Raw genomic sequence first — 26,900 nt, forward strand, 5'->3', positions numbered from 1 at the left:
CATCAATGCCATTATGAAGGAGGATTTCCAGAGGTTTGGCAAAAAAATCGTAAATCAGATAATTCCTGCTTTCTAATATTGCCCGACCATTTGTATTAGAAAAGCATTTCATTATCTTAGAAGCTTAACTCGTTGCTATGCCCACCTACCACCTCAACATCAATGGTTCCAAAAGCAAGATCGATACCGAGGCCGACACGCCTTTGCTATATATTCTAAGGGATTACCTAGAACTTAATGGTCCAAAATTTGGCTGTGGACTTTCCCAATGCGGAAGCTGTGCCGTTTTGGTAAATGGCAAACCTACAAACAGTTGTATGCTTCCGGTATCCACTATTGGGGATGCCGAAATAACTACCTTGGAAGGACTTGAATCTACTGAAGGCCGGCTACATGCCGTGCAGCAGGCATTTGTAAACGAACAGGCTGCGCAATGTGGTTATTGTCTCAACGGTATGATAATGTCCGCAGTTGGGCTTTTAAATACCAACGCAAACCCTGATGAAAAGGAAATCAGAAATGCCCTGCAAGGCAACCTCTGTCGCTGCGGTACCCATCCCAGGATCATCCAAGCCATTAAGACAGCGGCTAAAAACCTGTAATCCCAACCCTCCATGAAAGTCAAACCACTTAGAACCAGAAGAAAATTTCTCAAAGACTTGGGTTATATCAGCGTTGGTTTCACATTGTTGGGAGCCTGCACAGGTGTGGAAGACCCCATAATGGCCGCCCGAGTGGATTATGACGGAAAGCTACCAGGAAGTATGGGTCGCGCCAATACGGTCAACGCTTGGTTGGAAATTTTGGATGATGGTAGTATTAGGGTTTTATCAGGAAAAGTAGAACTGGGCCAAGGTATCCGCACTGCTATCCAACAAGTTGCTGCGGAGGAGCTGGATATGGATCTGGAGAAGGTGCAGGTACAGCTGGCAGAGACCGGACGCACCCCTAATGAAGGCTATACCGGGGCCAGTGCCTCCATTCAGAACAGTGCCATGTCCGTACGTTATGCAGCTGCTACCGCTAGGCAAGAATTATTGGGGTTGGCAAGTAAAAAACTGAATACACCCATTGATGACCTGCTATTGTACAGTGGCATTGTAAAGTCGAAACTGGACAACAAATCCCTCACTTTTGCTGAAATCCTCGAAGGTGTACAAATAGAAAAGGAAGTAAGCCTTCCTGTCCCCATTAAAAATAAGAAGGAACACCGCTATGTAGGAAAAGCTATCCCTAGAACGGATATTAGGGACATGGTACGTGGACAGGCCATTTATATTCAAGATCTGCGCTTCCCAGGAATGGTGCATGCCAGGGTGGTGCGACCTCCAGGATATACCTCACAACTCATGTCCATAGATGATACCGACTTAAGAAACGAGGTTCCGGGTGTTCTTAAAACGGTAGTAAAAGGCAGTATTGTAGCAGTCATTACCGAAAGGGAACACCAAGCAATTAAAGCGGAAAAATACCTTAGGAATCATACCGAATGGACAACTCCCATACCCTTTCCCGAATATAGTAAGCTCTATGCACATATTAAGGAGGTTGCCACCGGACCAGAAACCGTGAAAAGCGCAGGTGATGTAACGGCAATTTCCAAAGAAATGGACACCCTTAAGGCAAGATATACCAAACCCTATATAAAACATGCTTCCATGGGGCCAGCCTGTGGAATAGCTATGTTTGACGGGGAAGTATTGCATGTCTGGTCCCATAGTCAGGGGATATATCCAATGAGGGAAGCCTTGTCGACCATGCTTAACCTGGACTCCGAAAAAATTCATATTACTGCTGTTCCCGGAGCCGGTTGTTTTGGACATAGCACTGCGGATGACGCTGCTGCCGATGCCGCCCTTTTGGCCCTGGAATACCCCAACACCCATGTGCGGGTACAGTGGTCCAGGCAGGATGAACATACATGGGACCCCTTTGGTCCGGCCATGATTGTGGAATTGGAAGCTGGCTTGGATGAAAACAAAAATATAAACTCTTGGAAAGCTGAAGTGTGGACAGACTCCCATAGCACCCGCCCCAACGAAGATGCAGGAACCGTATTAACGGCCAGATATTTGGAAACCCCTTATCAGATGAAATCGAGAGGATATTTGGGAGGCGGACATAGAAATGCCGATCCATATTACAGTATTCCGAACATGACCGTGAATGCGCATTACTATTACGGACCGTTGCGGACCTCATCTTTGCGCAGCCTTGGATCCTTTACGAATATCTTTGCCGTGGAGTCCCTTATGGATAGCTTGGCCGAAAAGGCAGGACAAGACCCTATGGAATTCCGTCTAAAACATTTGGAAGACGAAAGGGCCATTGCGGTTATCCAGAAGGTAAAAGAACTTACCGCCTCCCAAAATATAGCCGATGATCAAGGTGTCGGTTATGCCTTTATGAGGTACAAGAATACGGACGCCTATATAGCCATGGCCGCCAAAGTTGCCGTAGACAAAGTTACGGGCAGTATTGAGCTTATTAAAATGTGGGCAGCGGTAGATGTAGGCGAAGTGATCAATATGGATGGAATTACGAATCAAATTGAAGGTGGATTGATCCAGGCGGCCAGTTGGACCCTTAAGGAGCAGGTGTCTTTCAATACCACTGAAATCACTGGCACGGATTATTTAAAATACCCCATTTTACGATTTTCGGAAATCCCGGAAGTGGAGATAGCCATTATCAACCGCCCTGAAGAGGATGCCAAGGGTGTAGGAGAAGTCCCTATGCCTCCAACCCCTGCGGCAATTGCCAATGCCATTTATAAGGCTTGTGACAAACGTGTATTTGATCTACCGATTACCCCAGATAAGATATTGAGGGCATAGGCCAATCCTGTTCTCCAATAAAACCATACAAATTATCATGGAATAGGTCATTTCGACCAGGATGGAGAAATCACACAGCCAGGGCAACCAAAACACATATTAAGTGCATAAATTCTCTATACCCCAAAAGTGAATGGCTTCACCATAACCTTGCTTGTGCAACTTCCCAATCGGTGCGGAAAGCCCCTCATTTCGAAGTGACTGCTCCCGTCATTTCGACCGGAAGGGAGAAATCACACAGATTGCGCAACCGAAACATAAATTGCGGGCTCTAATATTTCTTGGATTGTTCAATATACTTATCATCCAGTTCCTTGGAATCCTTATACTTTACCCTAAGTTCGGCCAGTTTTCCCTTTAACTCCTTCACGATCTCTGCATAAGCTGGGTCATCATAAACATTGTTCATTTCCTTGGGGTCCTTCTTGCGATCATATAATTCCCATTCGTCCACATCGTAATAGAAATGGGCAAGTTTGTATTCCTTGGTCACTATGCCATAGTGGCGTTTTACCATATGCACACTGGGATATTCATAATAATGATAATAAACAGCTTCGCGGTTCCATTTGGCACCGTCCCCTTTTAGCAACGGCATAAGGCTTTCTCCCTGCATATCTGTCGGTGCTGAGATTTGGGCAGCCTCCAAAAAGGTCTGGGCAAAATCAAGGTTCTGCACCATTTCCTCCTCGGTGGTTCCCGGTTTTATTTCATTTGGCCAACGGATCAACAAAGGCGTTTTGAAGGACTCATCGTAAATAAAACGCTTATCGAACCAACCATGTTCCCCTAAATAAAAACCTTGATCGGAGGTATAGACTACTATGGTATTTTCGGCCAGGCCATTGTTGTCCAGGTAGTCCAGTACCCGTCCCACATTATCATCAACGGAGGAAATACTTCCCAAATAGTCCTGCATGTACCGCTGGTATTTCCAGATCATTTTTTCCTTATCGGTCAACTTGGGCCATTTTTCCTTGAAATCGAGGTTAATGGAGTCCAGAATAGGTTTGTATTCATTTCTCTGTTCCTCGTTCCCACGGTTAAATTCGTTGTAAACGTCGGCTTGGGAACCTTCTACCAATGGCTCCACTCCTCCCATAGCTTCCAATGTTTCTGGAAAAATCTTGCTATCATGGCTATACTGCATATGGTACAAAAGATTCATTTCGGCTGTTTTGGCTGCAGTACCCCTATTGGAGTAATCATCGAATAAAGTTTCTGGCAAGGGAAAGGTTTTTTGAGTGTATTCCTTAAACTTATCCGCCCTTGGCCACCATGGTCTGTGCGGTGCCTTATGGAGATACATTAAAAAGAACGGCTTATCGGAATCTCTTTTTTTATCCAACCATTCCAAACTCATGTCCGTAATAATATCCGTTACATAACCGGTAATGGTGGTATCGCCCTTTTGGGTGATAAAATCTGGGTTGATATAATGTCCTTGACCTGGTAAGATCATAAAATCGTCCACCCCCTTGGGATTGTTCCCAAAATGTAGCTTCCCAAACATGGCCGTTTGGTAACCCGCCTTCTGAAAGATTTGCGGAAAGGTAACCTGGGTAGTATCGAAAGGATTGTGATTATCTATTTTCCCATTAATGTGGGTATGTTTCCCTGTAAGAATGGTGGCTCGTGAAGGTGCGCAAATGGAATTGGTAACACTGGCATTTCTGAACAACATCCCTTCCTTGGCCAACCGATCTATATTAGGGGTCTGGATCAGATGATCGCTATAAGCACTAATGGCCTGATAAGCATGATCATCGGACATGATAAACAAAAAATTAGGTTTTTGGGGCTTCTTCGCCTCTTTCTCGGCACAACTGTACCCTAATATTAGACATAGAGCAACAAGGGAAAATAATGGTAATACTTTCATATAATTGGATGGTTTATTAAAGCTTCTACTATAGGAAACATTAAATATATAAGGTTTATATATAAACTTCAAATAAATATGAGCCGCCCCTTCATTTTGGAATTAATCCAAAAGTCTTATCAACCTCAAAATAGGAAAAGCCATTCTACACGAATGTAAAATGGCTTTCCATCAAAGTAATTGGCAACCCTTGGATCAGCTTTATCTATCCCATCCTCCTCCTAAGGCCCTATACATACTTACCTTGGCCAACATTTGGTCCTTTTTGGTCTCTACAAGATCCTCACTGGATTCGAGGGCATCCCGCTGGGTCAAAAGTACCTCCATATAGTCTGCCCTGGCCGACTGAAAAAGTCGAATGGAAATATCTATGGATTCATTAAGTGCCTGTACCTGACCTACTTTTAATTCATAACTTCTGTTAAGATTATCAATATTGGACAGTTGATTGGCTACCTCGATATACGCATTTAAAATAGCCTTTTCATACTCGTACACTGCCTGTATTTGCCTAGCGTTGGCATTGCCATAAGCTGCCTTGATTGCATTTCTATTGATTAACGGGGCCACTACATCCCCCACTACGTTATACAACAAAGATTGTGGTGTACTAGTCAAAAATTTCGGTTTAAAGGCCTCCAATCCAACACCTGCCTTTATCCCCAAGGAAGGGTAGAAATTAGCCTTGGCTACTTTAACATCCAACTTGGCCGCAGCCAATTCATATTCGGTCTGTCTTATATCTGGCCGGTTTTGAAGCAGTTGGGAGGGTATCCCTGCGTTTACCTCTCCCACGGTCCTTTCAATAAAACCCTTAGAATCCCTTGGGATATGTTGTGGTGATCTCCCGATTAGAAAATTAATCTTATTCTCGGTCTCTACGATCTGCTGTTGAACCTCGTATTTTTGGCTCTTGTTCTTAAGTACCTCTGCCTCAAACCTACGCACGGCCAACTCCGTCGCCCTTGCTGCCGTTTTTTGAAGCCTTACCATGGCCAAAGCATTCTGTTGAATGGCAAGATTCTGTTCAATAATAGCCAATCGACTGTCCAAAGCTACCAACTCGTAATAGGATGCGGCTACTTCGGATACCAGATTGGTGACCATGAAATTCTTTCCCTCAATGGAAGAAAGATATTCGAAAACAGCTGCTTTTTTAGCATTTCTTAGCTTTTTCCAAACATCCACCTCCCAAGAAGCGTAGGCACCAACTACAAAATTGGAAAGAGGTTCAGGGAACTCTTTTCCCTCCCGTATTTCAAGCTGTTCCTCCACTGCACCATTCCTGGTATAAGCACCCACTTTTTCAATTTCCGCTCCAGCCTGAAGATTCACAGAGGGCAGATATTCCCCTTTTCTGGTCCTGATCTCATTTTTGGCCATCTCTACCCGTTGAAGCATTATATTAAGCTCCTGATTTTTAATCAAGGCAGTATCTATCAGCGCATTTAGATAGGGGTCCGAAAAAAAATCTTTCCAGCGGGTACTTGCACTGTTCAGGCTATCTTCCAATTGATTTTGATACCTCATCGGCACATCCGAATTTTCCTCCAATAGCGTTTTTGAAGGAACACAGGAATAGGTGGCTACAACAGCAAACAAAGTCAGCCCGTAAACCCTGCTCTTTTTTAGGCATAATATTCTCTTATTTTTCATCATCTTTTCCTTTGGTTAGTTTTTTCAAAAGTTTCGTAATCTCCCTCATTTTGGTCCTAGTCCTACTTTCTCCCTCACTCGTACGCATCAATTCTTCGGAAAAAGGTTCACTGGCCTCATCTTTGATCAGATTCCTTCCTTCTGCCATAGTAGCAAAAATGTAGTAAAGCCCTGGTATGACCAACACTCCAAATAGTGTTCCTATGAGCATTCCGCCCAAAGCCGACCCGCCAATGGTCCTATTTCCAATGGCTCCAGCTCCGGTAGCAACGACCAGAGGAATCAAACCGGCAATAAATGCGAATGAAGTCATTAAAATAGGCCTAAAACGGGCGCGTGAACCTTCGATGGCCGCTTCAAGAATGCTGGCACCTTGCCGATGCTTTTGTACGGCGAACTCAACTATAAGCACCGCGTTCTTGCCCAATAGACCCACTAACATAATTACCCCTATCTGAGCATAGACATCATTGGCCAAGCCCATCATTCTCAATAATGCAAAAGAGCCAAAAACACCCACTGGCAAGGATAGAATAACGGCAAAAGGCAATAGAAAGCTCTCATATTGGGCCGCTAGCACAAAATACACAAATATTAATACTATGATGAAAATGTATAGGGATTCATTTCCTCTTTTGGCCTCATCGAACGAAAGCCCTTCCCAAGCAATGTCATAGCCCCTGGGCAGGGTTTGGGCGGCGACCTCTTTTATGGCGTTAATAGCGTCCCCAGTGGTATACCCAGGCGCAGGAAGCCCATTGATCGTGGCCGAATTATACAAATTGTAGCGGGTAATCTCATTGGGGCCCAAACGCTTTTCCATGGTCATAAAGGCAGAATAAGGTACCATTTCCCCTTCTTCATTTTTTACGAACAATTTTTCCAAATCAGATGGAAGTGCCCTATACTCGGGAGCCGACTGGGTATAGACCTTAAAGAACCTCCCAAACAGAATGAAGCCCTGTTCATAGGTACTACCAATCAAAATATTGAGGTTTTCCATAGCCTTACCTATAGAAACCCCTTTTTGCATGGCAATCTTATTATTGATTTTAAGTTCGTATTGGGGATAGTTGGCAGAGAAAAAAGAGAACAATCCTGTTAGTTCTTCCCTTTTGGACAAAGCGTCCATAAAATCATCATTTATCTTTCCAAAACCATGATAATCCGTGGAATTGGTCTTATCCAATAAACGCATGGAAAATCCGCCCGAAGATCCAAAACCAGGTACCGCCGGCGGCTCAAAATATTCTATCCTGGCCCCTAGATTTTGGGTTTCCTCTTCCAATTCCTCCATAATCTCATGTACGGAATGATGACGCTCGGACCATGGTTTTAAATTGATGAGACAGGTACCGGCATTGGACCCACGTCCTTCGGTCATAATCTCATAACCGGCCAAAGAAGAAACCGACTCCACTCCATCCATTTCTTCACAGATCTGCTGCAATTTACGGGCAACATCATTGGTCCTTTCCAAAGTGGCTCCAGGTGGCGTCTGTATAATGGCATAAATCATCCCTTGATCTTCATTGGGAATAAATCCTGCTGGCAGCGATTCGTTCGTAAAAAATATCCCCGCGCAAAAAGCTATTAGGATACCAAAGGTGACGATCCTTCTGGTTACGATTTTATCCAATAAATTTACATAGGTCCCCGTAAGACGTTCAAAGCCCTTATTAAACCAGGCAATAAACTTATCCACGGGCGATTTCCTCTTGGGCTTCCCATGATTGCTCCTTAACATTATGGCACATAATACCGGGGTAAGGGTAAGGGCCACAACCGCTGATATTACAATGGACCCGGCCATAGTAATGGAAAACTGTCTGTAAAACACCCCTACCGGACCGGTCATAAAGGATATGGGGATAAATACGGACACCATAACCAAGGTAATGGCGATAATAGCTCCACCAATCTCACTCAACACCTCTGTGGATGCCTTATAAGGGCTTAGATTCTCCTCCTCCATTTTTACGTGAACCGCCTCCACCACAACTATGGCATTATCAACAACGATTCCAATGGCCAGTACCAAGGCAAATAAGGTAATAAGGTTAATGGACAGCCCAAATAGCTGCATTACAAAAAAAGCACCGATCAATGAAACAGGCACCGCAATGATCGGGATCAGCGTTGATCTCCAATCACCCAAGAAAAGGAAGACCACTATAGCCACCAAAATGAAGGCATCACGAAGGGTATGGAGTACCTGTTCAATAGAGGCATCCAAGAAGTTGGCAACATCATAGCTAATCTTATAATCCAATCCAGGTGGAAGGTCTTCTTTAAGCTCCAGTAATTTTGATTTAACCTCGTCAATAACATCCTTTCCATTACTGCCCAAAGTCTGTTTTAAGATAATGGATGCTGATGGCCGACCATCCAAATTGGAATAAATATCGAAGAACTCGCTACCGAGTTCTACATCGGCCAAATCTCCCAAGGTAATGGTCTCCCCCTCCGCATTGGCACGAACTATAATATCCTTGTACTGTTCCGGTTGATTGTAACGCCCTACGTAGGTAAGCACATATTCCAAAGACTGGGATTTAATTCCGGAACTTTGCCCGATCCTTCCTGGCCTGGCAATTATACTCTGGTCCTGCATAGCCTCCATAATTTCCTCGGCAGATACATTATAGGCACGCATACGATCTGGTTTTAACCACACCCGCATAGCGTACTTTCGGCTACCTAAAATCTGGGCGCTGGCAATACCGTTGATACGTTGTATTTCGGGTATAATTTTAGTATAGGCATAATTGTAAAGAAACTTTTCATCGTTATGCTCGTCTTCGGCAAACAGGTTTACGTACATCAACATACTGGGTTGTACGGGAGTTATAATCACCCCTTCCTTTTGCACCAATTCGGGTAGGTTCGGCATTACCTGATCTACCCTTGTCTTTACCATAACTACTGCCGTATTGGGATCCGTTCCTGGTTCAAAAATAACACGCAGCGTACCTTCCCCGGCACTGGTGGCATCGGATGCCAGATAGCGCATTCCCTGAACACCGTTAATGGCCGTTTCCAATGGAATAAGTGTTGAGTTTACCAATACATCTGCACTTGCACCTGGATACGCTATAAAAATATTAACGGTAGTAGGTGCTATTTCGGGGAATTGGGAAATAGGTAATTGTTTAATGGCCAAAAGGCCTGTAAAAACTATCATGACTGATATGACTATGGCCAATACCGGTCTTTTTATAAATTTTTTGAACATCTTTTGTGAAATTAGGTTAGGCATAAAAATTAATTCCCGAAGGGGCTTTCTTGTCCTCCTTACCTTTGGATGGACAACGCCCCATACTTTGCGCAATTAATCTTTAAGATTCCTATAGGTTATACTTACTCGGCGTAAAGTGATAAGTTGTTTATAACCGATTTTGGTTCAATAAATTCGGTTTCAACATGGTCTCCGTCCTTTACCATACGAATGCCGTCAAGAATTATTCTATCCTTCTCGGTAAGTCCCTTTTCAATGATAAAAAGATTTGGTAGTTCCCCGGCGATAGCTATTTCCTTCTGTTTTACCACTGCCTTATCATCAACTACAAAAACATATTTTTTGTCCAAAACCTCAAAGGTGGCTTTTTGTGGAATGATCAGCGCGTTCGTATGGGGTACCTGCATAATTATACTACCAGTTTCCCCATGGCGTAAAATACCCTCGGGATTGTCAAAAGTTGCCCTAAAAGCTATGTTACCGGTCTCATGGCTAAATTCCCCTTCAATGGTTTCAACAATACCAGTCTGATTAAAGCGTTTATTGTTGGCCATTAAAAGTGCTACCTCTTTTTTACTATTGCGATCAACACTTGTAATGTAATCCAAATACTCTGCCTCGGGCACATTGAAATAAACCCACATTTTACTATTGTCCGATAGGGTAGTCAACAATTCCCCTTCATCCAAAAGACTACCTTCCCTAACATGCAGGTGATCCATAATACCATCAAACGGAGCCTTGATATTGGTGAATCCTAGATGGGTCTCTGCCAACATAACTTCTGCTTTGGCCTTTTCAAAATTAGCCTTTGCCATGGCCAGCTCATTTGCAGAAACTACATTGCCATCGGCCAATAATTTAGTATTCTCATATTCAATTTCGGCCACCCGAGCTTCCGCCGTGGCCTTTTGAAATTCCGCCTCATAAACATTGGGCATAATATGGAACATTTGTTGACCCTTTTTTACGGATTGACCTTCATCTACCGAGATCTCCTGTAAATAGCCCTTTTCCAGAGCACGGACCTCAATATTTCGAATACTATGTATTTGGCATACATAGTCTTTTACAACCGCGGTATCTTTTTTTATTGGACTGGTCACGAGATATTTGGTTTCCTCTCGTTTTTCATGTTTTTCGGAATTACAGCTTAATTGGCTCAATAATAAACACACGCCAATAATCATGGGGGATTTCCTCATAATCTTAATTTATTAAAATGAATAATTGGTTTTTTAGCAAATAAAATGCCTGGTAAGTCCTTCCAATATAGCTTCGGACTTACTCAATTTGGGTTAAAAACAGTACCAAAAAAGGGGAGCTACCCTAAATTAATTAAGTACTGTCAGATTTTCCTAAATTCTGAAAACTTGGAATCTAATGTACCGCTTATAAGGAGTGGCAAAAGCGTGGGTATCAATGTAAGCAAGGTCATTTTCAAGATCGGAGGACAAATACTCCCACATTTGGGCATAAAAAATGGCAGTTGCCAGACCACCATAAATTAAATTTGTTTCCGGAGACAAAACAATTTCATCGCTCTCCTCCTCCTCTTCCTCGAAATCCGTAACTTCCGCCACAAGTAACTTTTGAACTTCAAGTACAGAAGTATCCGCAAAAACAACAGGGGCCAATTCTTCCTCAAGCTCACAGGGAGAGATTTCGGAAGCTCCTAAATTTAAAATTGAAAAATAACGATCAACTTCAAAATTGGTATGGGCATAAATAGTGTTGAATCCATTTATTAAAAGGATACAGAGAAGTAGAATATATTTTTGCAATGCCCGATTCATACGGGAATCAAAACTAGAACTTGAATTTAACACTCACAAGTAGTAGTTGTTAAAATTAAAATAAGAAACATTATTTTTATGAAAAACGAAGGCCTTTCATCTTGAAAATCAATTAATAATAATTTCAGATTCCAACTTTTAGCAATTAATCATAATAATCAATCAAAAGCCAACTTATTGAATCCAATAAGGTAAAAACCGTTTTATTACTTTTTATTCACTGCCCATTGTATTCCTTCTATAAGATGCTGACGCCCAAAATCCGTATTCAATGAACGAATATCGTGCCCCAACTCTGTATAGAAAAATCTTCCTCCGCCCCAAACCCTTGTCCAAGCTATCGGATGATCCTTTCCCATTCCTAGGCCACCTCTAGTCTGGAAATACTCCCTAACTGGTTCGTATGTTGCCTCGTCTACCCGGAGTAACACCTGAACACCCGGCAGGCCTGTAACAGACTTGGTGTGGTTGGTCCAATCCGCTTCGTACCAAAACTCTTTCCCCATTCCCTTAACCGCAGGATGATCCATCGCTTTTGGATCTACCAACACTTTGGCTTTGAGAAATTCGGAATCACTATTAAAATCACATCCGCCCAATTCCATTATCCAGGGCCAGTTTTCCTGGTGCACCAACAGCGCATGCAGACCAACAATTGCTCCCCCATCTTTATACCATTCCTCTATGGCATTCCGTTGTTCCTCATTAAAAACCTTATCCAGAACATTAGCATTATTGAACAGCAACACATCGTAATAGCCCAGTTTTTCCTTGGATATATCACTTCCTGTTTCACTGACATCTATTTGCATATTGTGTTCGGCACCTAGCCGCACAATCCACCCATTTACAATAGGAATATCGGGATGGCGGAACCAACCTGTACCGGAAAAAAGCAGCACCTTCAATGCCGTTCCGTCTCCCATGGCATTGCGCTCATACATTTTCTTCTGATGGTCAACATCAAGATGTTCCTGTGCAATTAATCGAAACGTTGATAGAAACGATATTGATAAAAAGAGAGTAATAACAATTAGGATTCTGTTACTTTTCATGATTCTTTATAGGACATTTAATTAACTTATTGAAGGTTTCAATAAAAATAAGGGTTTAAATCCATTCCGATTTGGGTGCCACTAATGAGTTATGTCTACTTAAAGTAGTAAACCAAAACTGTTGTATGGATCAATGTACTTATTTTAAGTATGCCAAACAACCTACTAGTTATAATAACCAAGCACAAATGTGCGCCATATAAGGATCCTAAACCTTCTAAAAAACATTACGGGTATAGAAGATTTCCTATATTAGAGGCCATAATCAATAGCTTTTAACCAATACTCTTTATAATATTTCCCAATGTTTAAAATAAAATTCAGCATATTTATCAAAACCTTGGTCATAGTTCTTGGTTCTATTCCTGCTTTATTCTCCCAAATAAAACAGATGGAGGAGCGTCCACCAAATATTGTTTGGATTACCTCCGAGGATAATTCCAAGCACTACCTTGAACTTTTTGACAACAATGGCATACCCACCCCCAATATTGAATCCCTGGCTAAAAACGGTTTAATATTTGATCGTGCTTTCTCCAATGCCCCAGTTTGTAGCGTAGCCAGATCGGCCATAATAACAGGTTGTTTTGGACCACGTATCGGGGCCCAATACCATAGAAAAATTGTGACGGTCCCAATGCCCGATTCGCTCAAAATGTTTCCGACATATTTAAGACAGGTAGGCTATTTTACCACCAACAATAGCAAGGAAGATTATAATATAATAAAAAATGACGGTGTTTGGGACGAATCTTCCAAGAATGCCAGCTGGAAAAACAGGAATGAAAATCAACCCTTTTTCCATGTTTTCAATATTGGGGTATCACATGAGTCCAGCATGCACTTCACTGCTGGGGATATGGAAACTACTCTGCCTGAAACTGACCAAACCTCATTTAAAATACAGCCCAACCATCCCAATACCGAGCTATTTAAATACACCAACGCCCTGTACAGGGATAAAATTAGGGAAATGGACAGGCAGGTCGGAAACGTGATCAACGAACTTAAAACCGATGGAAGACTGGACGACACCTTTATTTTTTACTTTGGCGATCATGGCGGTGTATTGCCAGGAAGCAAAGGCTATCTGTACGAAACCGGACTCCACGTCCCTATGGTAGTCCACGTTCCTAAAAAATATAAACATCTCGTAAATAGTCCTATTGGTAGCACCGTAAAAGGCTTTGTAAGCTTTATTGATTTGGCTCCAACAGTATTACAACTTGCAGGAATAAGCATACCACAGGGAATGGATGGTAAGCCATTTTTAGGCAAGGAGATAAAGAATGACGAATTAAATGCCCGCGATGAAACCTATAGTTATGCGGATAGGTTCGATGAAAAATATGATATGGTGAGGGCCATAAGAAAAGGGAAATATAAATATATTAGAAACTATCAGCCCTTTAATTTTGATGGCTTAATGAACAACTATCGTTACAAGCAAATGGCTTACCAAGAATGGCAGGCAATGTACAACAAAGGAGAACTGACCAAAATACAATCTGCCTTCTTTGAATCGCGCCCACCAGAAATGCTTTTTGATATTGATGCGGACCCTTATGAAACAAAAAATCTGGCCAATGACCCAACGTATAAAACTACTGTTAGCGACCTGCGTAACAGACTCAATTCTTGGGTAAAAGGAATGCCGGACCTGTCATTTTATCCAGAACATGTCCTTATAGAAAAGGCTTTTGAAAACCCTGTGGCTTATGGGACTAAACACAAAAAGGACATTGAAAAATATATTGAAATTGCAGATCTGGGACTTTTAAGCTTTAAGGATGCCAAAAAAGCTTTGAGTACGGCCTTGGATTCTTCGGATCCATGGGAAAGATATTGGGCAATAATCGTCTGCAGTACTTTTGGAAAACAGGCCATGTCATTGGCGCCGAAAATTAAAGCAATGGCCAACAAGGATACAGAACGTATTAACAGGGTACGTGCGGCAGAATTTCTGGCAATTTTAAAACAATTGGATCCGTCCGCGATAATGACAAAGGCTTTGTACGAGTCCGATAAGCCCAGTGAGGCCCTTTTAATATTAAACGCTATGGTGTTGATGAATTCCGGTAAATTCAATTATAATTTTGATATCCACCTGGACCAAATATCCAAAGTGGTTTCGGAAGATTCGGAAGTGATGCGCAGATTGGAATTCCTAAAAGTACAATAAGCCAATCTTTTAAAATTATTGAATTACGGATCGGGAATAAAATTCATTTCCCCATCATGGTCTTGTAATGTTTCTAAGTGCCGGCAGTGGACAACTTACCGTAGTCATATACAGAGGATTCTGTTTATGGCCCGAAGGGTGAAAACATTCATAGGGCGCTCCATATTCCTTCCCCTTTCTAAAGTCGTTCTGGCGTAAATCATCTATGTATTCCTTTGCCAATCCTTGGGCGAGTTTATAATTGGTTTTGGCTATGGCATAACAAACCCATCCAGTTGGAGTACCCCAATAGGCTCCGTTCTGGTAGGTATTTTTCTGAGCCAATGAAAATTCCCATGCCGAGGAAGCGCTAAAGTCATCTGTAGTTAAAATGTGCCTAATATTGCCTTTATAAGATAAATGCCCATTTACGTAGGCTTGGGCCAAGAACCTACTTGTCCTTTCGTTTGCCTCCCTGTCCAAAATTTCGTAATAGACGGCCAATGCCGTGGACCAAACGTCCGCTTGACTTCCTTTGCCGTTCGAAGCTTTGAGCATGCCCCTTTCATCCATAAACACCAACGGTAAGGCCTCCTTAATTTTATTGGCTATCACAGTGTATTTTTCCGCTTTTTCTTGATTGTTTTGTTTTTCAAACAATTCGGATAGCTCCAAAGCAGCCTTAAATTTTAATATGGACGGATAACAAAGATCCCCAGTAATGGTCATCACATCCCTAAAACCAAAATCAATGCCCCTAAAATAGTCCGTGGTAGTAACTATATGATTATCCAATCTAGATGGAGGTACATTAAAGGCAATTTCAAGTCGGTCCATAAGGCTCATTCCATTAATTTCCTTGTCCAAAATTGACAGATCTTGAGTTGTTGCCACATAATAACGGGCCATATGTATAAAGAAAAACTGATCCCCATAGGGCGGGGTTCTACCAAACTCAGGAGTACCCTGTTCTTCAAAACTATAGGTGCCTGGAAAATATATGGGCAATCCGTCATCCATGCGGATATGATCTGCTATGGCACCTAACGGCACCATAGCGCCATTTTTAGTAAGCCATGTCCGATCTGCTTGGGTGGAAGCCGTTAACAATAACATATGCCTTTGTTCTTCCCCGGAAATAAATCCGGATTCCAAGGACATGGCATAATCCCGGATCCAGAAAGCCGGATAACTACCCCTACCCCCAGGTTTTACCAATATTCCACCAGTATTGTTTGTACCCATTTGATCGGTAATCCGCTCCCCAGGGTAAATACGGGAACTGTCAATGATGGTTTTGGTTAATATTTCCAGAAATTTAAAATCCTTGTCACTTAAAATAGCGCCCTTGTCCGGGATTTTGGATTGCCCATGCCCCAATGATACTAAAGTCAGGAATAAAAAGGATAATATTGGTTGTTTCATATGATTTGTTATTGTCTTGAAATTAATTACCATGCACCCTTCAATGGCACGGTTCCAAAGTGCAAAAGTAAAATATGTACCAAAAATTTATTGAGCATCCTAAAACGCTACATTTGATCGAACTAAAATGTACAAGATTGACTTATGAAAAGGGAATTTCCCTAAATTTAAGCAAACAATTTTAACCGTACACAAATCTTTAGGTACAAGCGTCACCAACTTGTTCCGCCCAAAGTGGAAAAGGCAACCGACAAAGACAATTTTCCAGATTTGGTAGATTACAAACAAAAAGGAACAACTATGCAAACAATATTAGGGGCGGGTGGCGCCATTGGAATGGAACTGGCCAAGGCTTTAACGGAATATACCAGCAAAATAAAGTTGGTAAATAGACATCCGGAAAAGGTAAATGATACGGACCAACTTTTTCCTGCTGACCTTTTGGATAGAGCAAAGGTTTTTGAAGCAGTACAAGGCTCCAGAATTGTGTATGTCACCGTTGGATTTCCGTACAAGCTTAAAATTTGGCAGCAGAACTGGCCAAAATTCATAAAATACGTAATCGATGCCTGCATAGAACACAAATGCAAATTGGTGTTTTTTGACAATATATACATGTATGACCCCAATTTTTTGGATGGAATGAATGAGGAAACACCTATTAATCCCCCAAGCAAAAAAGGGAAGGTTCGTGCCGAAATAGCAGGCATGATTATGGAAAAGGTAAAAAAGGGAGAACTAGAAGCTTTGATTGCCCGTTCAGCAGATTTTTACGGCCCTAATATTAAGAATTCCAGTATATTGACCGAGATGGTATTCAAACCCTTGAGTACCGGCAAAAAAGCCAATTGGATGGCTTCGTTAAATTACAAACACTCCTTTACCTACACTCCAGATGCGGCTAAAGCCACTGCCCTGCTAGGCAATTCACCCCAGGCCTACAATCAGGTATGGCATTTACCTACTGCCAAAAATCCCTACACAGGAAAAGAATGGATAGAGGCCATTGCAGGTGAAATGGGGGTTAAGCCTAGATTTCAGGTGGCCAGCCGGCTAATTATAAAGATACTAGGACTTTTTATTCCCGTTATGAGGGAAATGCCCGAAATGATGTATCAATACGACAGGGACTATGTTTTTAATTCAGATAAATTTGACAGTCACTATAATTTTAAGACCACTCCCTATTTAGAAGGCATTAAAGAAATTGTTAGATCTGATTATTAAAAGGAACACCTATAATATTTTTCCGGTTTACTGCTTTTTGTCACGTTTTATTGCTGATTCATTGGAGTGCCATTCACCAATATGTTTGGATTCCCGTTGGTTAACGTTTGGAGAATGGCACCGTTGCAATACAGATTGATGTTTAAAACTACTTTTGTAGAGATCCTAGGTACCGGACATAATGGCCTGTGGCACTATATTCTTAACAGGCTTTATACTCTTTAAGTACGCATATATTGCCTTTATGTCCTCATCTGGCAACTTGGAATATCCTTCCCAAGGCATTGGGGGCAATAAGGGCCTACTATTATCCAACCCTTTATATTTCCCTTCTTTTATGGACTTCACAAATTGCTCCTCGGACCAAAATCCTATACCCGTAGCATCCGGTGTTAAATTACCGGCGAAAGAGGTGCCCCAAGGTCCTATTGCTGCGGTACTGTTCATATTAAACAACACATAGCCCCCTACGGCTTGCGGATCGTATTCCGGTAAAATCTCATTGGAATCATGTCCGGATAACAATCTATCGGGATCTGGCACCGGACCTCTTGGGGTCATAACTTTAGGGGAGTGACAATCGTTGCACCCTAAAGTAGCAACCAACAATTCCCCTCGTTGTATTTGATTAACAGCGCTAGGTAATTCTGCTTTTGCTACTTCCTTTTGTTTTGGTGAGCCACATGCACATATCATTAGGCCGGTGACGGCAAGCGTTAAAAGTGTTTTTTTCATAAACTTTAAATTTAGATGTTACTTCATGGGTATAAGGCCATTTAGTTTTAATTACACGGCCCATAAGACCATAGGATGGTTGTAAATTTTGCTTAACAAAGGAAAACAGAAAGTGCAATGCTGGCAATCACATAAGTATGTGAATTATTGGGGCTTTTTTTTAAAAAGAGTATGTTAGGACAATACTAACATTGAGGCCTTTATGAACTCTGGAAAACCAAAGACTTCCTAAAAAATTACTTGGGAGGGACTATATCCCAACTAACCATATCCAATCTGTACTAAAAAGTGAAAAACTTTTGCCGTAAATACTTAACTTTCCAAACACAGAGTGTGAGACTACTATAAGCATGAAACCTATTACTATTATTCTATCGGTAACGATCCTCTTTAACATTAACACCCTATTAAACAAGGACAAAAAGAGGCCCTTAGCAGTTCCTACTGGAATTCTTGTTTCTGCGGAGGAGTTATGCAAAATAAAGGAAATGGCCGCTTCTGGACATGAACCGCATAGTACCAATGTGGATCTTTTTCTTCATTATATAGACAGTTTAATGCAGGCTTCAACGGCTTGGCCCCTTTTGGAAGACGAAGTTGTGATTTCCAATCGCAGTTCCAACGATCCAATTCAACTAAGTTCCAATGGCGGGAAACTGGCCTATGGCTCTGCAATAGCCTGGCATTTGACAGGAAATAAAAAATATGCGGACAAAGCCAAAACCCTTATTTTGGATCTTAGTCGCACCCATGGATACCGGAATGCGGAGCATCAAGATTTTCATTGGGGAGCCCAAGGAATTCTGAACTTGGCCAGGGGAGGCACGCCTTATATTTATGCTGCCGATCTCCTAGAGGGTTGGACAGGTTGGACGAAGAACGATAAATTAAAATATCAACTCTGGCTACGCGATGTGATGTACCCAAAAGTAGCTTGGGCAAGTAGGACAAGGAAAAACAATTGGGGAGTTGCTGCCTCCTTTTCAGCGGCACTTATTTCATATTACCTCATGGACCGGAAACAATGGAAACTAAAAGAAATAAGTCCGTCACCTAAGAAAATGTCCCCCAAGGAAGCTTTTGAATCGCATAACGAGTATCAACTTGGCCGCTTAAAAACATCCCTGGATTGGAAAATGGATGCCAAAGTAGCCCTATGGGGCATTTTGCCCAATGGTGCAATCCCGGAAGAAATAAGGCGGGGCAAGGATCCAATTGATGGTGACTATTTACCATCCAGCGGAAGTGGCACGGAGTATACAATGACACATATTGAACACCTTACCGCCCATGCCGAATTTTTAAAACGACTAGGTGATAATTCGCTATATGACCATGTTGAAAATGATGGATCAGGTTCTCTTTTCCAAGCCTATATGTACGTAATAAACAACCCGATAAAATCGCATTGTTTTACTAAGAATAGGATAAATGCACTGTATATGGCCTACAACCACTATAAAGATAAGGCCATGTTAAATTCAATATTGGAGTGTGGACCGGGAAATATTTCAGGACAGCGGCTAGCGTTATTTGGGCGTTTGACCCATCCTTTGAACATGCCATAAAATACAATCACATATCAATTTTAAATAACACTTTGCTCGCCCCAAATAACCCTTGGACCAATTTCTATAAAGCCTTTGGACCGGATAAATAAAAGGTATTAAACCTCAGGGCAAGCCCTGAACCCAATAATAGGAATCGATTCAAGGGTCGAGTATCGAACCTAAATCCCGCCGAAAAAGGCGGGATTAGTTCAACCTGCAATTTTCAGTGCGTTTTACTGATTTCTAAAAATTGAGTTTCACAACTAAAATTGCCTGCATTTCCTATTCCGCAATACCATAAAAGCCTATTAATTTTACTATCTTACCCACGAAATTCCATCTCTAAAACCATGCAAAAGACAACCTCGTTCCTCCAAGACAATTTTAACGGACTGCAACACCTAGGTCTTCCGGTTTCAAATCTAAAAGCCTCTGTAGAATTCTATGAATCACTTGGTTTTAAACGGATTATGACCTCACAGGTAGAGGTAGTCCACGAAAATGATGCTATACTTGTGGCCATGATGGAACGCCAGCGGGTAATCATTGAACTCTACCAGGTTACTAAAAAAGAAATGACAGAATTAAAGTCGCGCAAGGATGGGCATGTAGATCATATTGCCTTTGATGTGAACGATGTTGAAAAGGCCTTTAAGGAGCTTAAGGAAGGTGGATTTACCATGATTGAAGAGAAACCCGTATTCCTTGATTTTTGGGAAAAGGGTTGCAAATATTTCGCCATAAGGGGGTTGGATGGTGAAAAACTGGAATTCAACCAAATTATGTAAGGCTTTTAAACAAGCCCAAATTGCCCCTCTTTTCCTGTTAAAAACTACCCAAAAGTATGAGGTTTAAGAGCTATTCGTACTGACACAAGTAGGAGGTTTGTCCTATCGATTTGACCTTGAAGGAAGTATTGGCGCCCACCTCAAATGAGGTGCCAGCCTTATAGGATTTCCATTCGGTTTCCCCGGGCAGCAAAGCAATTAATTCGCCCTCTACCACCTTCATGGTTTCCTTGGCCGTAGTACCAAATTCATACTCCCCTGGTTCCATTACCCCAATCGTAGATTTTCCTATAGCCGAGGTATAACCCAACGATTTTACCGTTCCATCAAAATATTCGTTGCTCGAGATCATAAATTTCTTTTATCAAATAGCTCGCAAATATAAAGAAAGGAAGTTCAGTGTACACCTATCCATTCAATTTTAATCTTTACCAACTACTTTTGTAATTCCAACAATTCCAATCCTAAAAGTACTTCCCCCCCCACTAATCCCTTATTCTTGGCCTTTCATTACAAAGATCATTTTTAAAGTTGGCCGGATATAATATCTTATAGACCAAATAATTATTGAGGAACAAATGAATATCAAAAAGTGGGTCCTAAAAATTAAACCTCTCTAAAACAAGATAAAAATTCCCTACATTTAGACAAGGATAACCATATAACATGAAATTGGTCCAAAGAAAAATAAGAATGAAATACACCTTCACTTTTAGCATATTACTAACTATAATCTGCCTATATTCCTTTACCTACAAGCCAAAAACAACTTCCGTACGTATCCAAGGGGAGCAGTTCTACATCAATGATCAAATAACCTATAAAAATAGATATTGGAAAGGCAATAAAATTGAAGGCTTACTTTTTAACTCACGAATGGTCCAAGGCATATTTGATGATCTTAATCACGTTACTCGGGATAATTTTAAATATACGGATTCCAACGAATGGGATGCGGAGAGGAACACTACAGAATTTGTAAACGCCATGGAGGACTGGAAAGCCCATGGCTTGTTGTCCTTTACCCTTAATCTGCAGGGCGGAAGTCCGTTGGGCTATGGCAATCACGGTTGGATCAACTCCACTTTTGACAGTTTGGGCAATCTAAGGGAAGAGTATATGCGTAGGCTTGAAAAAATATTGAAAAGATCCAATGAATTGGGCATGGTGGTTATATTAGGTTATTTTTATTTTGGTCAGGATGAACAACTAAAAGACGAACAGGCTGTATTAAACGCTGTTGACAACATAACACATTGGATTTTAGAGAAAGGGTATAATAACGTACTAATCGAGATCAACAACGAATGCGATGTTAAATATGATCACCCCATTTTACAGCCGCAACGCGTATCGGAACTAATTAAGCGGGTTCAAGACATCAGTGGGCACAAACTTTTGGTAAGTACCAGTTATTCGGGAAATAAAATTCCTTCTCCCGAAATTATTGCATCCTCAGATTTTGTACTATTGCATGGTAACGGGGTAAAGGATCCTGAAAGAATTAAAGAGATGGTAGCGTTGGTTAGACAGTCCGAAAGTTATGCTCCAAAGCCCATTCTATTCAATGAAGATGATCATTTTGATTTTGACAGCGAATCCTATAATCTTCTTTCCGCAACAGAATCTTATGCTTCATGGGGATACTTCGATTTTAGAATGAAAGGGGAAGACTATAACTCAGGTTTTCAAAGTGTACCGGTAGATTGGACCATTAGTTCTGATCGAAAAAAGGCCTTTTTTAACAAACTAAAAGAAATAACAGGATATTAGGGACTGGTACATAAAGCAAAAGATAAGAAAATAGTCCTTCCCAATCCATCGCCATGCCACATTATAAAACTGTTACTGGCAATTAAGGTATTATGACCATACCAAAATTTGAAGTAGTATTTGCATTTTAACAAATACCTTCGTATTTTGTTAGAACAAATCCCCCCTCCAAAACTCCCTCAAACAAAAAGATTCCCCAAAGTATAGATTGGAACATGCCTAGGCATACAGTTCCTGGTAGGAAACGCATGCCAACCTTTTGCACTATAAACACTGGAAAAAGTAATACTATGAAAACACTACAACCCTACTTTAAAGGTCACGGAAATGTGCTTGGAACATTAATTATTTTAGCGCTTATCCTACACAGTTGCAGACCCGATAAAAAAGCTAAAATAGAAGAAAAATTGGATGCCAAGAAGGATGGTATTATCCATATTACCACAACCGCTATGGATTTTACAAGCCCTGATACCATACCGTCTGGCTGGAATACATTTGCCTATCAAAATAAATCTTCGGAAACACATTTCTTCCTATTTGATAAATACCCAAACGGCAAGACAATACAAGACACAAAAAATGAAGTCTTTCCACCCTTTGACAAAGGCATGGACCTAATAAACGAAGGAAAAACGGAAGCGGGCTATGCCGAATTCAACAAGCTACCCGCATGGTTTTTTGAAGTAGTTTATTCAGGGGGGTCCGGTTTGGTTTCTCCAAATATGAACAGTACAACTACGGTTAATCTGGAACCAGGGTATTATATTATGGAGTGTTACGTAAAAATGCCCAATGGAAAATTTCACGTATCTATGGGCATGGCAAAACCCATCATAGTTTCCAATAAGAAAAGTGAGGTTTCACCCCCAAAAGCCACTACCAATATTACTATTTCCAGTACAGAAGGAATCAATTATAATGGATCTATTGCAAAAGGCCCACAAGTGTTTTCTGTAGAATTCAAAGACCAGATTACACATGAAAATTTTGTAGGACATGATGTCAATTTGGTGAAATTAGCGGATACCACCAAACTTGAGATTCTTGAAAATTGGATGAATTGGACCGATCCAAAAGGACTTATTACCCCCGCTCCAGAAGGTGTTACCTTTTTGGGCGGCGTTAATGACAGCCCTGCCGGTAGCGTTGGTTATTTTAAAGTTGATCTTGAACCTGGTATTTACGCCCTGGTCTCTGAAGTCCCGAATACCATAGAAAAAGGGATGTTAAAAACATTTACCGTTTCGGAATAGACTTCTAAATTGAGGCTAAGGCAAAATCGGAAAATTTAAGAAAATGCACTTACATTTCCTTAAAGCAAAATACGTATTTGGAGGTCATTGCAATAAACATGGATAATACTATTTTACAACTAGTGTCCAATTAAAAACCACTCCACTAAATGAAAGCAAAAGACAGCCACATCAACTATGTAGAGTTCAAGGCAAATGACTAAATAGAAACAATGAGGTTCTATGAATCGGCCTTTGATTGGAGCTTTACAGATTATGGCCCAACCTATATCGTATTTTCAGAAAGTGGTCTGGTAGGTGGATTTGAAAAGACCGATAATGAAATTATTAATGGCGCCCTAGTTGTTGTGTTTCATTCCACTCCCAAGTTTATAAAAAACAAAATAATTGAAGCGGGTGGGAAAATCTCAAAAGATATTTTCTCTTTCCCCGGAGGGCACAGGTGCCAATTTACAGACCCTTCCGGCAACGAACTTGCCGTTTGGTCCGATCAGTAGTAATCCATCAATGCCAAATTACAGATACCCTGTCATAAACAGAAGATTCTTAGCATTTATCCCATACCAACTTTGCTATTCCCCAAAGTTTTTGCATATTTATATATCGGATAATTCCTCCGAAAATTATTTGAGCCTATGGCCCGCAAATAATAGCAGGCCGCAACTTTGTCTATGGATCCAAAAGCCATAAAAATATCGCGAATAGTAAACAAAACCACCTCAAAAAAAAATGAGGGGTATTATTCGCATTTCTGGATTAAGAACAGAGTAAAATGGCTTGAAATAGTCAAGGTTCAGTACGGAAATGTATCCAATTCACTTTTCTTTCTTCGCCCTGGGTATAGATTGGAAACTAATAAAGGAAGATACGGGCTCGTCCTCTGGCTATATCTTATATTTGTCACAAGAAATATTGGACAACCCTTTGTTGAGCAATCTTCACATCAACGAAGTTAGGCTATTTACTTCAGATGCAATTCCTAAAATAAATCTCTCCCCAGGTATAGAAAAAAGGATTCAGTCTATTTTGGAAATGCTGGACGAGTTGATAGGATCGGAACTTAATCATAAGGACGATGCCATAATTTCCTTATTAAACACCATTTTTGTCTATTGTGACGGCCAATGCAATATTAAATCGGTCATATCGGAAAACAACGCAAAAAAGACGCTCGTTTATAAATTCAAAAAACTAGTGGACAAACGCTTTTCCGTCAATCATAAGGTGAGCGACTATGCAGAAATGCTCAATGTATCCGACAACTATTTAAATGAATGCATAAAGGAAACCATTGGTGTTAACGCAAAGGCCGTTATAACCGAAAAAAGAATAATGAGCTCTCGTCACCAGTTGAAATTTACAGATAAAACCATCAAAGAAATCTGTTACGAACTTGGCTTCTCCTCTCCAGATTATTTCAGTTATTTTTTTAAAAAGCACACTGGAATAACCCCATCCATGCTTAGAGAAAACTAAAAAAGGTAAAATCTAAGGATATACCCTGTTTTTCACATTCCCGTGTTTTGGGTATTGGCCTAATTTGCCGATTCTAAAAACAATATTATGGACAGAAAAAAATTTTTAAAAGCATCGGGAATAGGTTTGGGCATGGTAATGATGCCTGGTATGGTAAAATGTCAGTCAGCTTTGGCAAACGACTATTCAATAAAGACAGAACCAAAAATCATTAAGGACGAGGAAGGAAATGTCTTAAATGTAATTGGGGACATTCAGACCCATAAATTAGTGGGCAGTGAAACTGGAAACCAAATTGTGGAATGGGTAGATAACGTGGACCCCGGGGTGGGCATACCTCCACACATCCATACCAAGGAAGATGAAATATTTAGGGTAATTAAAGGACAGATCGAAATAATGGTCGATGGGAAAACCACGGTCTTAAATGCGGGGGATGTCGCCTTTGCCCCAAAAAACATTCCACATTCCTGGACAGTTGTGGGTACGGAAAAGGCCAAAATGATTACTTCTGCCTTTCCTGCCGGCATAGAACATATGTTTGAGGAATTGGCCCAACTACCACCTGGTCCTCCAAACTTTCAAAAGGTGGCGGAGATTTGTGCAAAGCAAGGTATTTCCTTTGTTTAATTTTGGAATAAGACAAATTTAAGGTCCAATCGCACTTTCTTAGATACTTTTAGAAAAGGACCAAAAACCGGCTTTTTTTTATTCATTAAAATCGTAGTCACCCATTAATAGACGTGCCTACGATTTTTTTGATGAATTCCTCCCTGGGTTTTGCCTAATATTTTATATTTCCTATATATTAATTGTTGTAATATCCATGGAATTATGAATAGATAGCATTCGGAAAAGTTATGTACAAGTCTCGGTTTCCATCAATATTAACTAAGAATCTGATTATCTTTAACTTACGACTATTTATCTAGCTTGCCCCAACAAAATCACCAACAACTTTAAAGAGGCTGAACAAATAAAAGGTTGAACCTCAGGGCAAGCCCTGAACCCAATAATAGAAATCGACCCAAGGGTCGAGGTATTGAACCTAGATCCCGCCGAAAAAGGTGGGATTGGTTCAACTTGCAATTCTAAGTGCGACTTACTGACTTCTCAAAATTGAGTTTCACTAATAAAAGAACAAGAACAGTTTCTTAAAGCTTACCTAATATATAATAAAGACCTCATCATATTATAGGAGATATTACGTACATTTAATAAACTATTTTAACAATGGAAAATTTACCTTTTGCCATAACAGAACTACCACAATATTGTAGCCATGGCAAAATTAGGGCAACAATTTTACCCTAAGCACAGGACCAAGTACTTCCCAACCGCATTATTTTCAACTGAAGTTAATAAGGGATTCTAAATAATTAAATTACAATGGACAGGTTGTTAGAAATAATATTGCATACCGATGATGCTTTATTGGCCTTGGTGGCCAATAATGTTTATTACGCCTATGTGCTACTTTTTTTTATCATTATGCTCGAGACCGGCCTTATCGTCTTTCCTTTTTTGCCCGGGGATGGATTATTGTTTTCGGCCGGGGTAGTTGCTGCTTCTACCAACCTAAACATTTGGGTATTGCTGGTAATTCTTATAATAGCCGCCATAAGTGGAAACCTTCTAAATTTTATCACTGGAAAATATTTTGGTGGAAAATTGCAACGCAGTGATAATTATTTTCTAAATAAATACTTGTTGAAGCATCTGCCAAAAGCCCAGAAATTTTATGATAAACACGGGGGAAGGGCAATAATTATCGGACGTTTTTTCCCAATTATTAGAACCTATATTCCTTTTTTGGCCGGTATGGTCTATATGGAACGCCGTTTATTTTTAAAGAATACTGTTTTGGGGGCTATTTTATGGATAAGCCTTTTTTTATTGACTGGTTTTTTTGTTGGTGAAATTACTTGGGTCAAGAATAATTATGGACTAATCTTCCTCAGCCTAATAATAATTACAACGCTGCCCCTAGTATTTTCATTATTATTAAAAAAGAAATCAAATTCTAACTAATATATCTAGTACAT

21 protein-coding genes are annotated in these 26,900 nt (G+C 40.8%); 12 read left to right on the top strand and 9 right to left on the bottom strand.

The features are described from left to right. Nucleotides 1–137: 137 nt before the first annotated feature. Both B9Y87_RS19640 and B9Y87_RS19645 read left to right on the top strand, forming a co-directional pair. Nucleotides 138–602 (top strand): (2Fe-2S)-binding protein, encoded by a 465-nt coding sequence (locus B9Y87_RS19640; RefSeq protein ID WP_085500670.1) that lies wholly within the window; start codon nucleotides 138–140, stop codon nucleotides 600–602. A gap of 12 nt (nucleotides 603–614) precedes the next feature. Beyond that, the gene (locus B9Y87_RS19645; RefSeq protein WP_085500671.1) at nucleotides 615–2,837 is read left to right on the top strand and encodes a xanthine dehydrogenase family protein molybdopterin-binding subunit; all 2,223 of its coding nucleotides are present in this window, start codon (nucleotides 615–617) and stop codon (nucleotides 2,835–2,837) included. Nucleotides 2,838–3,108: 271 nt separating this feature from the next. Here B9Y87_RS19645 and B9Y87_RS19650 read toward each other — a convergent pair whose 3' ends face one another. The 6 genes from B9Y87_RS19650 to B9Y87_RS19675 all read right to left on the bottom strand — a co-directional run bounded on the left by B9Y87_RS19650 (nucleotide 3,109) and on the right by B9Y87_RS19675 (nucleotide 12,464). Then, nucleotides 3,109–4,719, bottom strand: a complete 1,611-nt coding sequence (locus B9Y87_RS19650; RefSeq protein WP_085500672.1) for a sulfatase family protein — start codon at nucleotides 4,717–4,719, stop codon at nucleotides 3,109–3,111. 201 nt (nucleotides 4,720–4,920) lie between these two features. After that, nucleotides 4,921–6,378, bottom strand: a complete 1,458-nt coding sequence (locus B9Y87_RS19655; RefSeq protein WP_085500673.1) for a TolC family protein — start codon at nucleotides 6,376–6,378, stop codon at nucleotides 4,921–4,923. After that, nucleotides 6,365–9,610: an efflux RND transporter permease subunit gene (locus tag B9Y87_RS19660; protein ID WP_085500674.1), complete on the bottom strand. Its 3,246-nt coding sequence runs from the start codon at nucleotides 9,608–9,610 to the stop codon at nucleotides 6,365–6,367. The genes B9Y87_RS19655 and B9Y87_RS19660 overlap by 14 nt, the downstream gene beginning before the upstream one ends. Before the next feature lie 125 nt (nucleotides 9,611–9,735). Beyond that, nucleotides 9,736–10,818 carry an efflux RND transporter periplasmic adaptor subunit gene (locus B9Y87_RS19665; protein WP_085500675.1) on the bottom strand — a complete coding sequence of 361 codons (1,083 nt, stop codon included), beginning with the start codon at nucleotides 10,816–10,818 and terminating at the stop codon, nucleotides 9,736–9,738. A gap of 153 nt (nucleotides 10,819–10,971) precedes the next feature. Next, nucleotides 10,972–11,409, bottom strand: coding sequence for a hypothetical protein (locus B9Y87_RS19670; protein WP_085500676.1), 438 nt, complete (start codon nucleotides 11,407–11,409; stop codon nucleotides 10,972–10,974). 206 nt (nucleotides 11,410–11,615) lie between these two features. Beyond that, nucleotides 11,616–12,464 carry a ThuA domain-containing protein gene (locus tag B9Y87_RS19675; RefSeq protein ID WP_085500677.1) on the bottom strand — a complete coding sequence of 283 codons (849 nt, stop codon included), beginning with the start codon at nucleotides 12,462–12,464 and terminating at the stop codon, nucleotides 11,616–11,618. 304 nt (nucleotides 12,465–12,768) lie between these two features. On the opposite strand from B9Y87_RS19675, the gene B9Y87_RS19680 reads away from it, so the two are divergent. Continuing rightward, on the top strand, nucleotides 12,769–14,646 hold the full coding sequence (locus tag B9Y87_RS19680; RefSeq protein WP_085500678.1) for a sulfatase-like hydrolase/transferase: 1,878 nt from the start codon (nucleotides 12,769–12,771) through the stop codon (nucleotides 14,644–14,646). A gap of 54 nt (nucleotides 14,647–14,700) precedes the next feature. Here the strand turns inward: B9Y87_RS19680 and B9Y87_RS19685 are convergent, their stop codons facing one another. After that, nucleotides 14,701–16,050, bottom strand: coding sequence for a hypothetical protein (locus B9Y87_RS19685; RefSeq protein WP_139827296.1), 1,350 nt, complete (start codon nucleotides 16,048–16,050; stop codon nucleotides 14,701–14,703). A 300-nt stretch (nucleotides 16,051–16,350) separates the two neighbouring features. On the opposite strand from B9Y87_RS19685, the gene B9Y87_RS19690 reads away from it, so the two are divergent. Next, entirely contained in the window at nucleotides 16,351–17,277 is a 927-nt protein-coding gene (locus B9Y87_RS19690; protein WP_085500697.1) for an NAD-dependent epimerase/dehydratase family protein, read from the top strand. 165 nt (nucleotides 17,278–17,442) lie between these two features. Here the strand turns inward: B9Y87_RS19690 and B9Y87_RS19695 are convergent, their stop codons facing one another. Next, complete coding sequence (locus tag B9Y87_RS19695; RefSeq protein WP_085500680.1) at nucleotides 17,443–18,012, bottom strand: cytochrome c family protein; 570 nt, start codon at nucleotides 18,010–18,012, stop codon at nucleotides 17,443–17,445. A 350-nt stretch (nucleotides 18,013–18,362) separates the two neighbouring features. Between B9Y87_RS19695 and B9Y87_RS19700 the strand changes: the two genes are divergently transcribed. Together B9Y87_RS19700 and B9Y87_RS19705 are read left to right on the top strand one after the other, a co-directional pair. Next, nucleotides 18,363–19,580 (top strand): alginate lyase family protein, encoded by a 1,218-nt coding sequence (locus B9Y87_RS19700; RefSeq protein ID WP_085500681.1) that lies wholly within the window; start codon nucleotides 18,363–18,365, stop codon nucleotides 19,578–19,580. Nucleotides 19,581–19,912: 332 nt separating this feature from the next. Then, nucleotides 19,913–20,350 (top strand): VOC family protein, encoded by a 438-nt coding sequence (locus B9Y87_RS19705; protein WP_085500682.1) that lies wholly within the window; start codon nucleotides 19,913–19,915, stop codon nucleotides 20,348–20,350. Nucleotides 20,351–20,420: 70 nt separating this feature from the next. On the opposite strand, the gene ppnP is transcribed toward B9Y87_RS19705, so the two are convergent. After that, complete coding sequence (gene ppnP, locus B9Y87_RS19710) at nucleotides 20,421–20,702, bottom strand: pyrimidine/purine nucleoside phosphorylase (RefSeq protein ID WP_085500683.1); 282 nt, start codon at nucleotides 20,700–20,702, stop codon at nucleotides 20,421–20,423. Nucleotides 20,703–21,043: 341 nt separating this feature from the next. On the opposite strand from ppnP, the gene B9Y87_RS19715 reads away from it, so the two are divergent. The 6 genes from B9Y87_RS19715 (at nucleotide 21,044) to B9Y87_RS19740 (ending at nucleotide 26,886) form a co-directional block, all read left to right on the top strand. After that, nucleotides 21,044–22,123, top strand: a complete 1,080-nt coding sequence (locus B9Y87_RS19715) for a hypothetical protein (RefSeq protein WP_085500698.1) — start codon at nucleotides 21,044–21,046, stop codon at nucleotides 22,121–22,123. Between the two features lie 290 nt (nucleotides 22,124–22,413). Beyond that, nucleotides 22,414–23,379 (top strand): hypothetical protein, encoded by a 966-nt coding sequence (locus B9Y87_RS19720; protein ID WP_085500684.1) that lies wholly within the window; start codon nucleotides 22,414–22,416, stop codon nucleotides 23,377–23,379. Between the two features lie 212 nt (nucleotides 23,380–23,591). After that, on the top strand, nucleotides 23,592–23,876 hold the full coding sequence (locus B9Y87_RS19725) for a VOC family protein (RefSeq protein ID WP_245808761.1): 285 nt from the start codon (nucleotides 23,592–23,594) through the stop codon (nucleotides 23,874–23,876). 307 nt (nucleotides 23,877–24,183) lie between these two features. Continuing rightward, entirely contained in the window at nucleotides 24,184–24,855 is a 672-nt protein-coding gene (locus tag B9Y87_RS19730; RefSeq protein ID WP_245808762.1) for a helix-turn-helix domain-containing protein, read from the top strand. Between the two features lie 87 nt (nucleotides 24,856–24,942). Further along, nucleotides 24,943–25,485, top strand: a complete 543-nt coding sequence (locus B9Y87_RS19735; RefSeq protein ID WP_085500685.1) for a cupin domain-containing protein — start codon at nucleotides 24,943–24,945, stop codon at nucleotides 25,483–25,485. Nucleotides 25,486–26,244: 759 nt separating this feature from the next. Then, nucleotides 26,245–26,886, top strand: coding sequence for a VTT domain-containing protein (locus B9Y87_RS19740; protein ID WP_085500686.1), 642 nt, complete (start codon nucleotides 26,245–26,247; stop codon nucleotides 26,884–26,886). Nucleotides 26,887–26,900 lie beyond the last annotated feature (14 nt).

Source organism: Arenibacter troitsensis (genome assembly GCF_900177645.1).
Classification (GTDB): Bacteria; Bacteroidota; Bacteroidia; order Flavobacteriales; family Flavobacteriaceae; genus Arenibacter; species Arenibacter troitsensis.

Bases quoted from the DNA above. Each gene is read 5' to 3' on its own strand.
- B9Y87_RS19640 (WP_085500670.1), top strand. From the start codon at position 138: ATGCCCACCTACCACCTCAACATCAATGGTTCCAAAAGCAAGATCGAT.
- B9Y87_RS19645 (WP_085500671.1), top strand. From the start codon at position 615: ATGAAAGTCAAACCACTTAGAACCAGAAGAAAATTTCTCAAAGACTTG.
- B9Y87_RS19650 (WP_085500672.1), bottom strand. From the start codon at position 4,719: ATGAAAGTATTACCATTATTTTCCCTTGTTGCTCTATGTCTAATATTA.
- B9Y87_RS19655 (WP_085500673.1), bottom strand. From the start codon at position 6,378: ATGATGAAAAATAAGAGAATATTATGCCTAAAAAAGAGCAGGGTTTAC.
- B9Y87_RS19660 (WP_085500674.1), bottom strand. From the start codon at position 9,610: ATGTTCAAAAAATTTATAAAAAGACCGGTATTGGCCATAGTCATATCA.
- B9Y87_RS19665 (WP_085500675.1), bottom strand. From the start codon at position 10,818: ATGAGGAAATCCCCCATGATTATTGGCGTGTGTTTATTATTGAGCCAA.
- B9Y87_RS19670 (WP_085500676.1), bottom strand. From the start codon at position 11,409: ATGAATCGGGCATTGCAAAAATATATTCTACTTCTCTGTATCCTTTTA.
- B9Y87_RS19675 (WP_085500677.1), bottom strand. From the start codon at position 12,464: ATGAAAAGTAACAGAATCCTAATTGTTATTACTCTCTTTTTATCAATA.
- B9Y87_RS19680 (WP_085500678.1), top strand. From the start codon at position 12,769: ATGTTTAAAATAAAATTCAGCATATTTATCAAAACCTTGGTCATAGTT.
- B9Y87_RS19685 (WP_139827296.1), bottom strand. From the start codon at position 16,050: ATGAAACAACCAATATTATCCTTTTTATTCCTGACTTTAGTATCATTG.
- B9Y87_RS19690 (WP_085500697.1), top strand. From the start codon at position 16,351: ATGCAAACAATATTAGGGGCGGGTGGCGCCATTGGAATGGAACTGGCC.
- B9Y87_RS19695 (WP_085500680.1), bottom strand. From the start codon at position 18,012: ATGAAAAAAACACTTTTAACGCTTGCCGTCACCGGCCTAATGATATGT.
- B9Y87_RS19700 (WP_085500681.1), top strand. From the start codon at position 18,363: ATGAAACCTATTACTATTATTCTATCGGTAACGATCCTCTTTAACATT.
- B9Y87_RS19705 (WP_085500682.1), top strand. From the start codon at position 19,913: ATGCAAAAGACAACCTCGTTCCTCCAAGACAATTTTAACGGACTGCAA.
- ppnP (WP_085500683.1), bottom strand. From the start codon at position 20,702: ATGATCTCGAGCAACGAATATTTTGATGGAACGGTAAAATCGTTGGGT.
- B9Y87_RS19715 (WP_085500698.1), top strand. From the start codon at position 21,044: ATGAAATACACCTTCACTTTTAGCATATTACTAACTATAATCTGCCTA.
- B9Y87_RS19720 (WP_085500684.1), top strand. From the start codon at position 22,414: ATGAAAACACTACAACCCTACTTTAAAGGTCACGGAAATGTGCTTGGA.
- B9Y87_RS19725 (WP_245808761.1), top strand. From the start codon at position 23,592: ATGAGGTTCTATGAATCGGCCTTTGATTGGAGCTTTACAGATTATGGC.
- B9Y87_RS19730 (WP_245808762.1), top strand. From the start codon at position 24,184: ATGTATCCAATTCACTTTTCTTTCTTCGCCCTGGGTATAGATTGGAAA.
- B9Y87_RS19735 (WP_085500685.1), top strand. From the start codon at position 24,943: ATGGACAGAAAAAAATTTTTAAAAGCATCGGGAATAGGTTTGGGCATG.
- B9Y87_RS19740 (WP_085500686.1), top strand. From the start codon at position 26,245: ATGGACAGGTTGTTAGAAATAATATTGCATACCGATGATGCTTTATTG.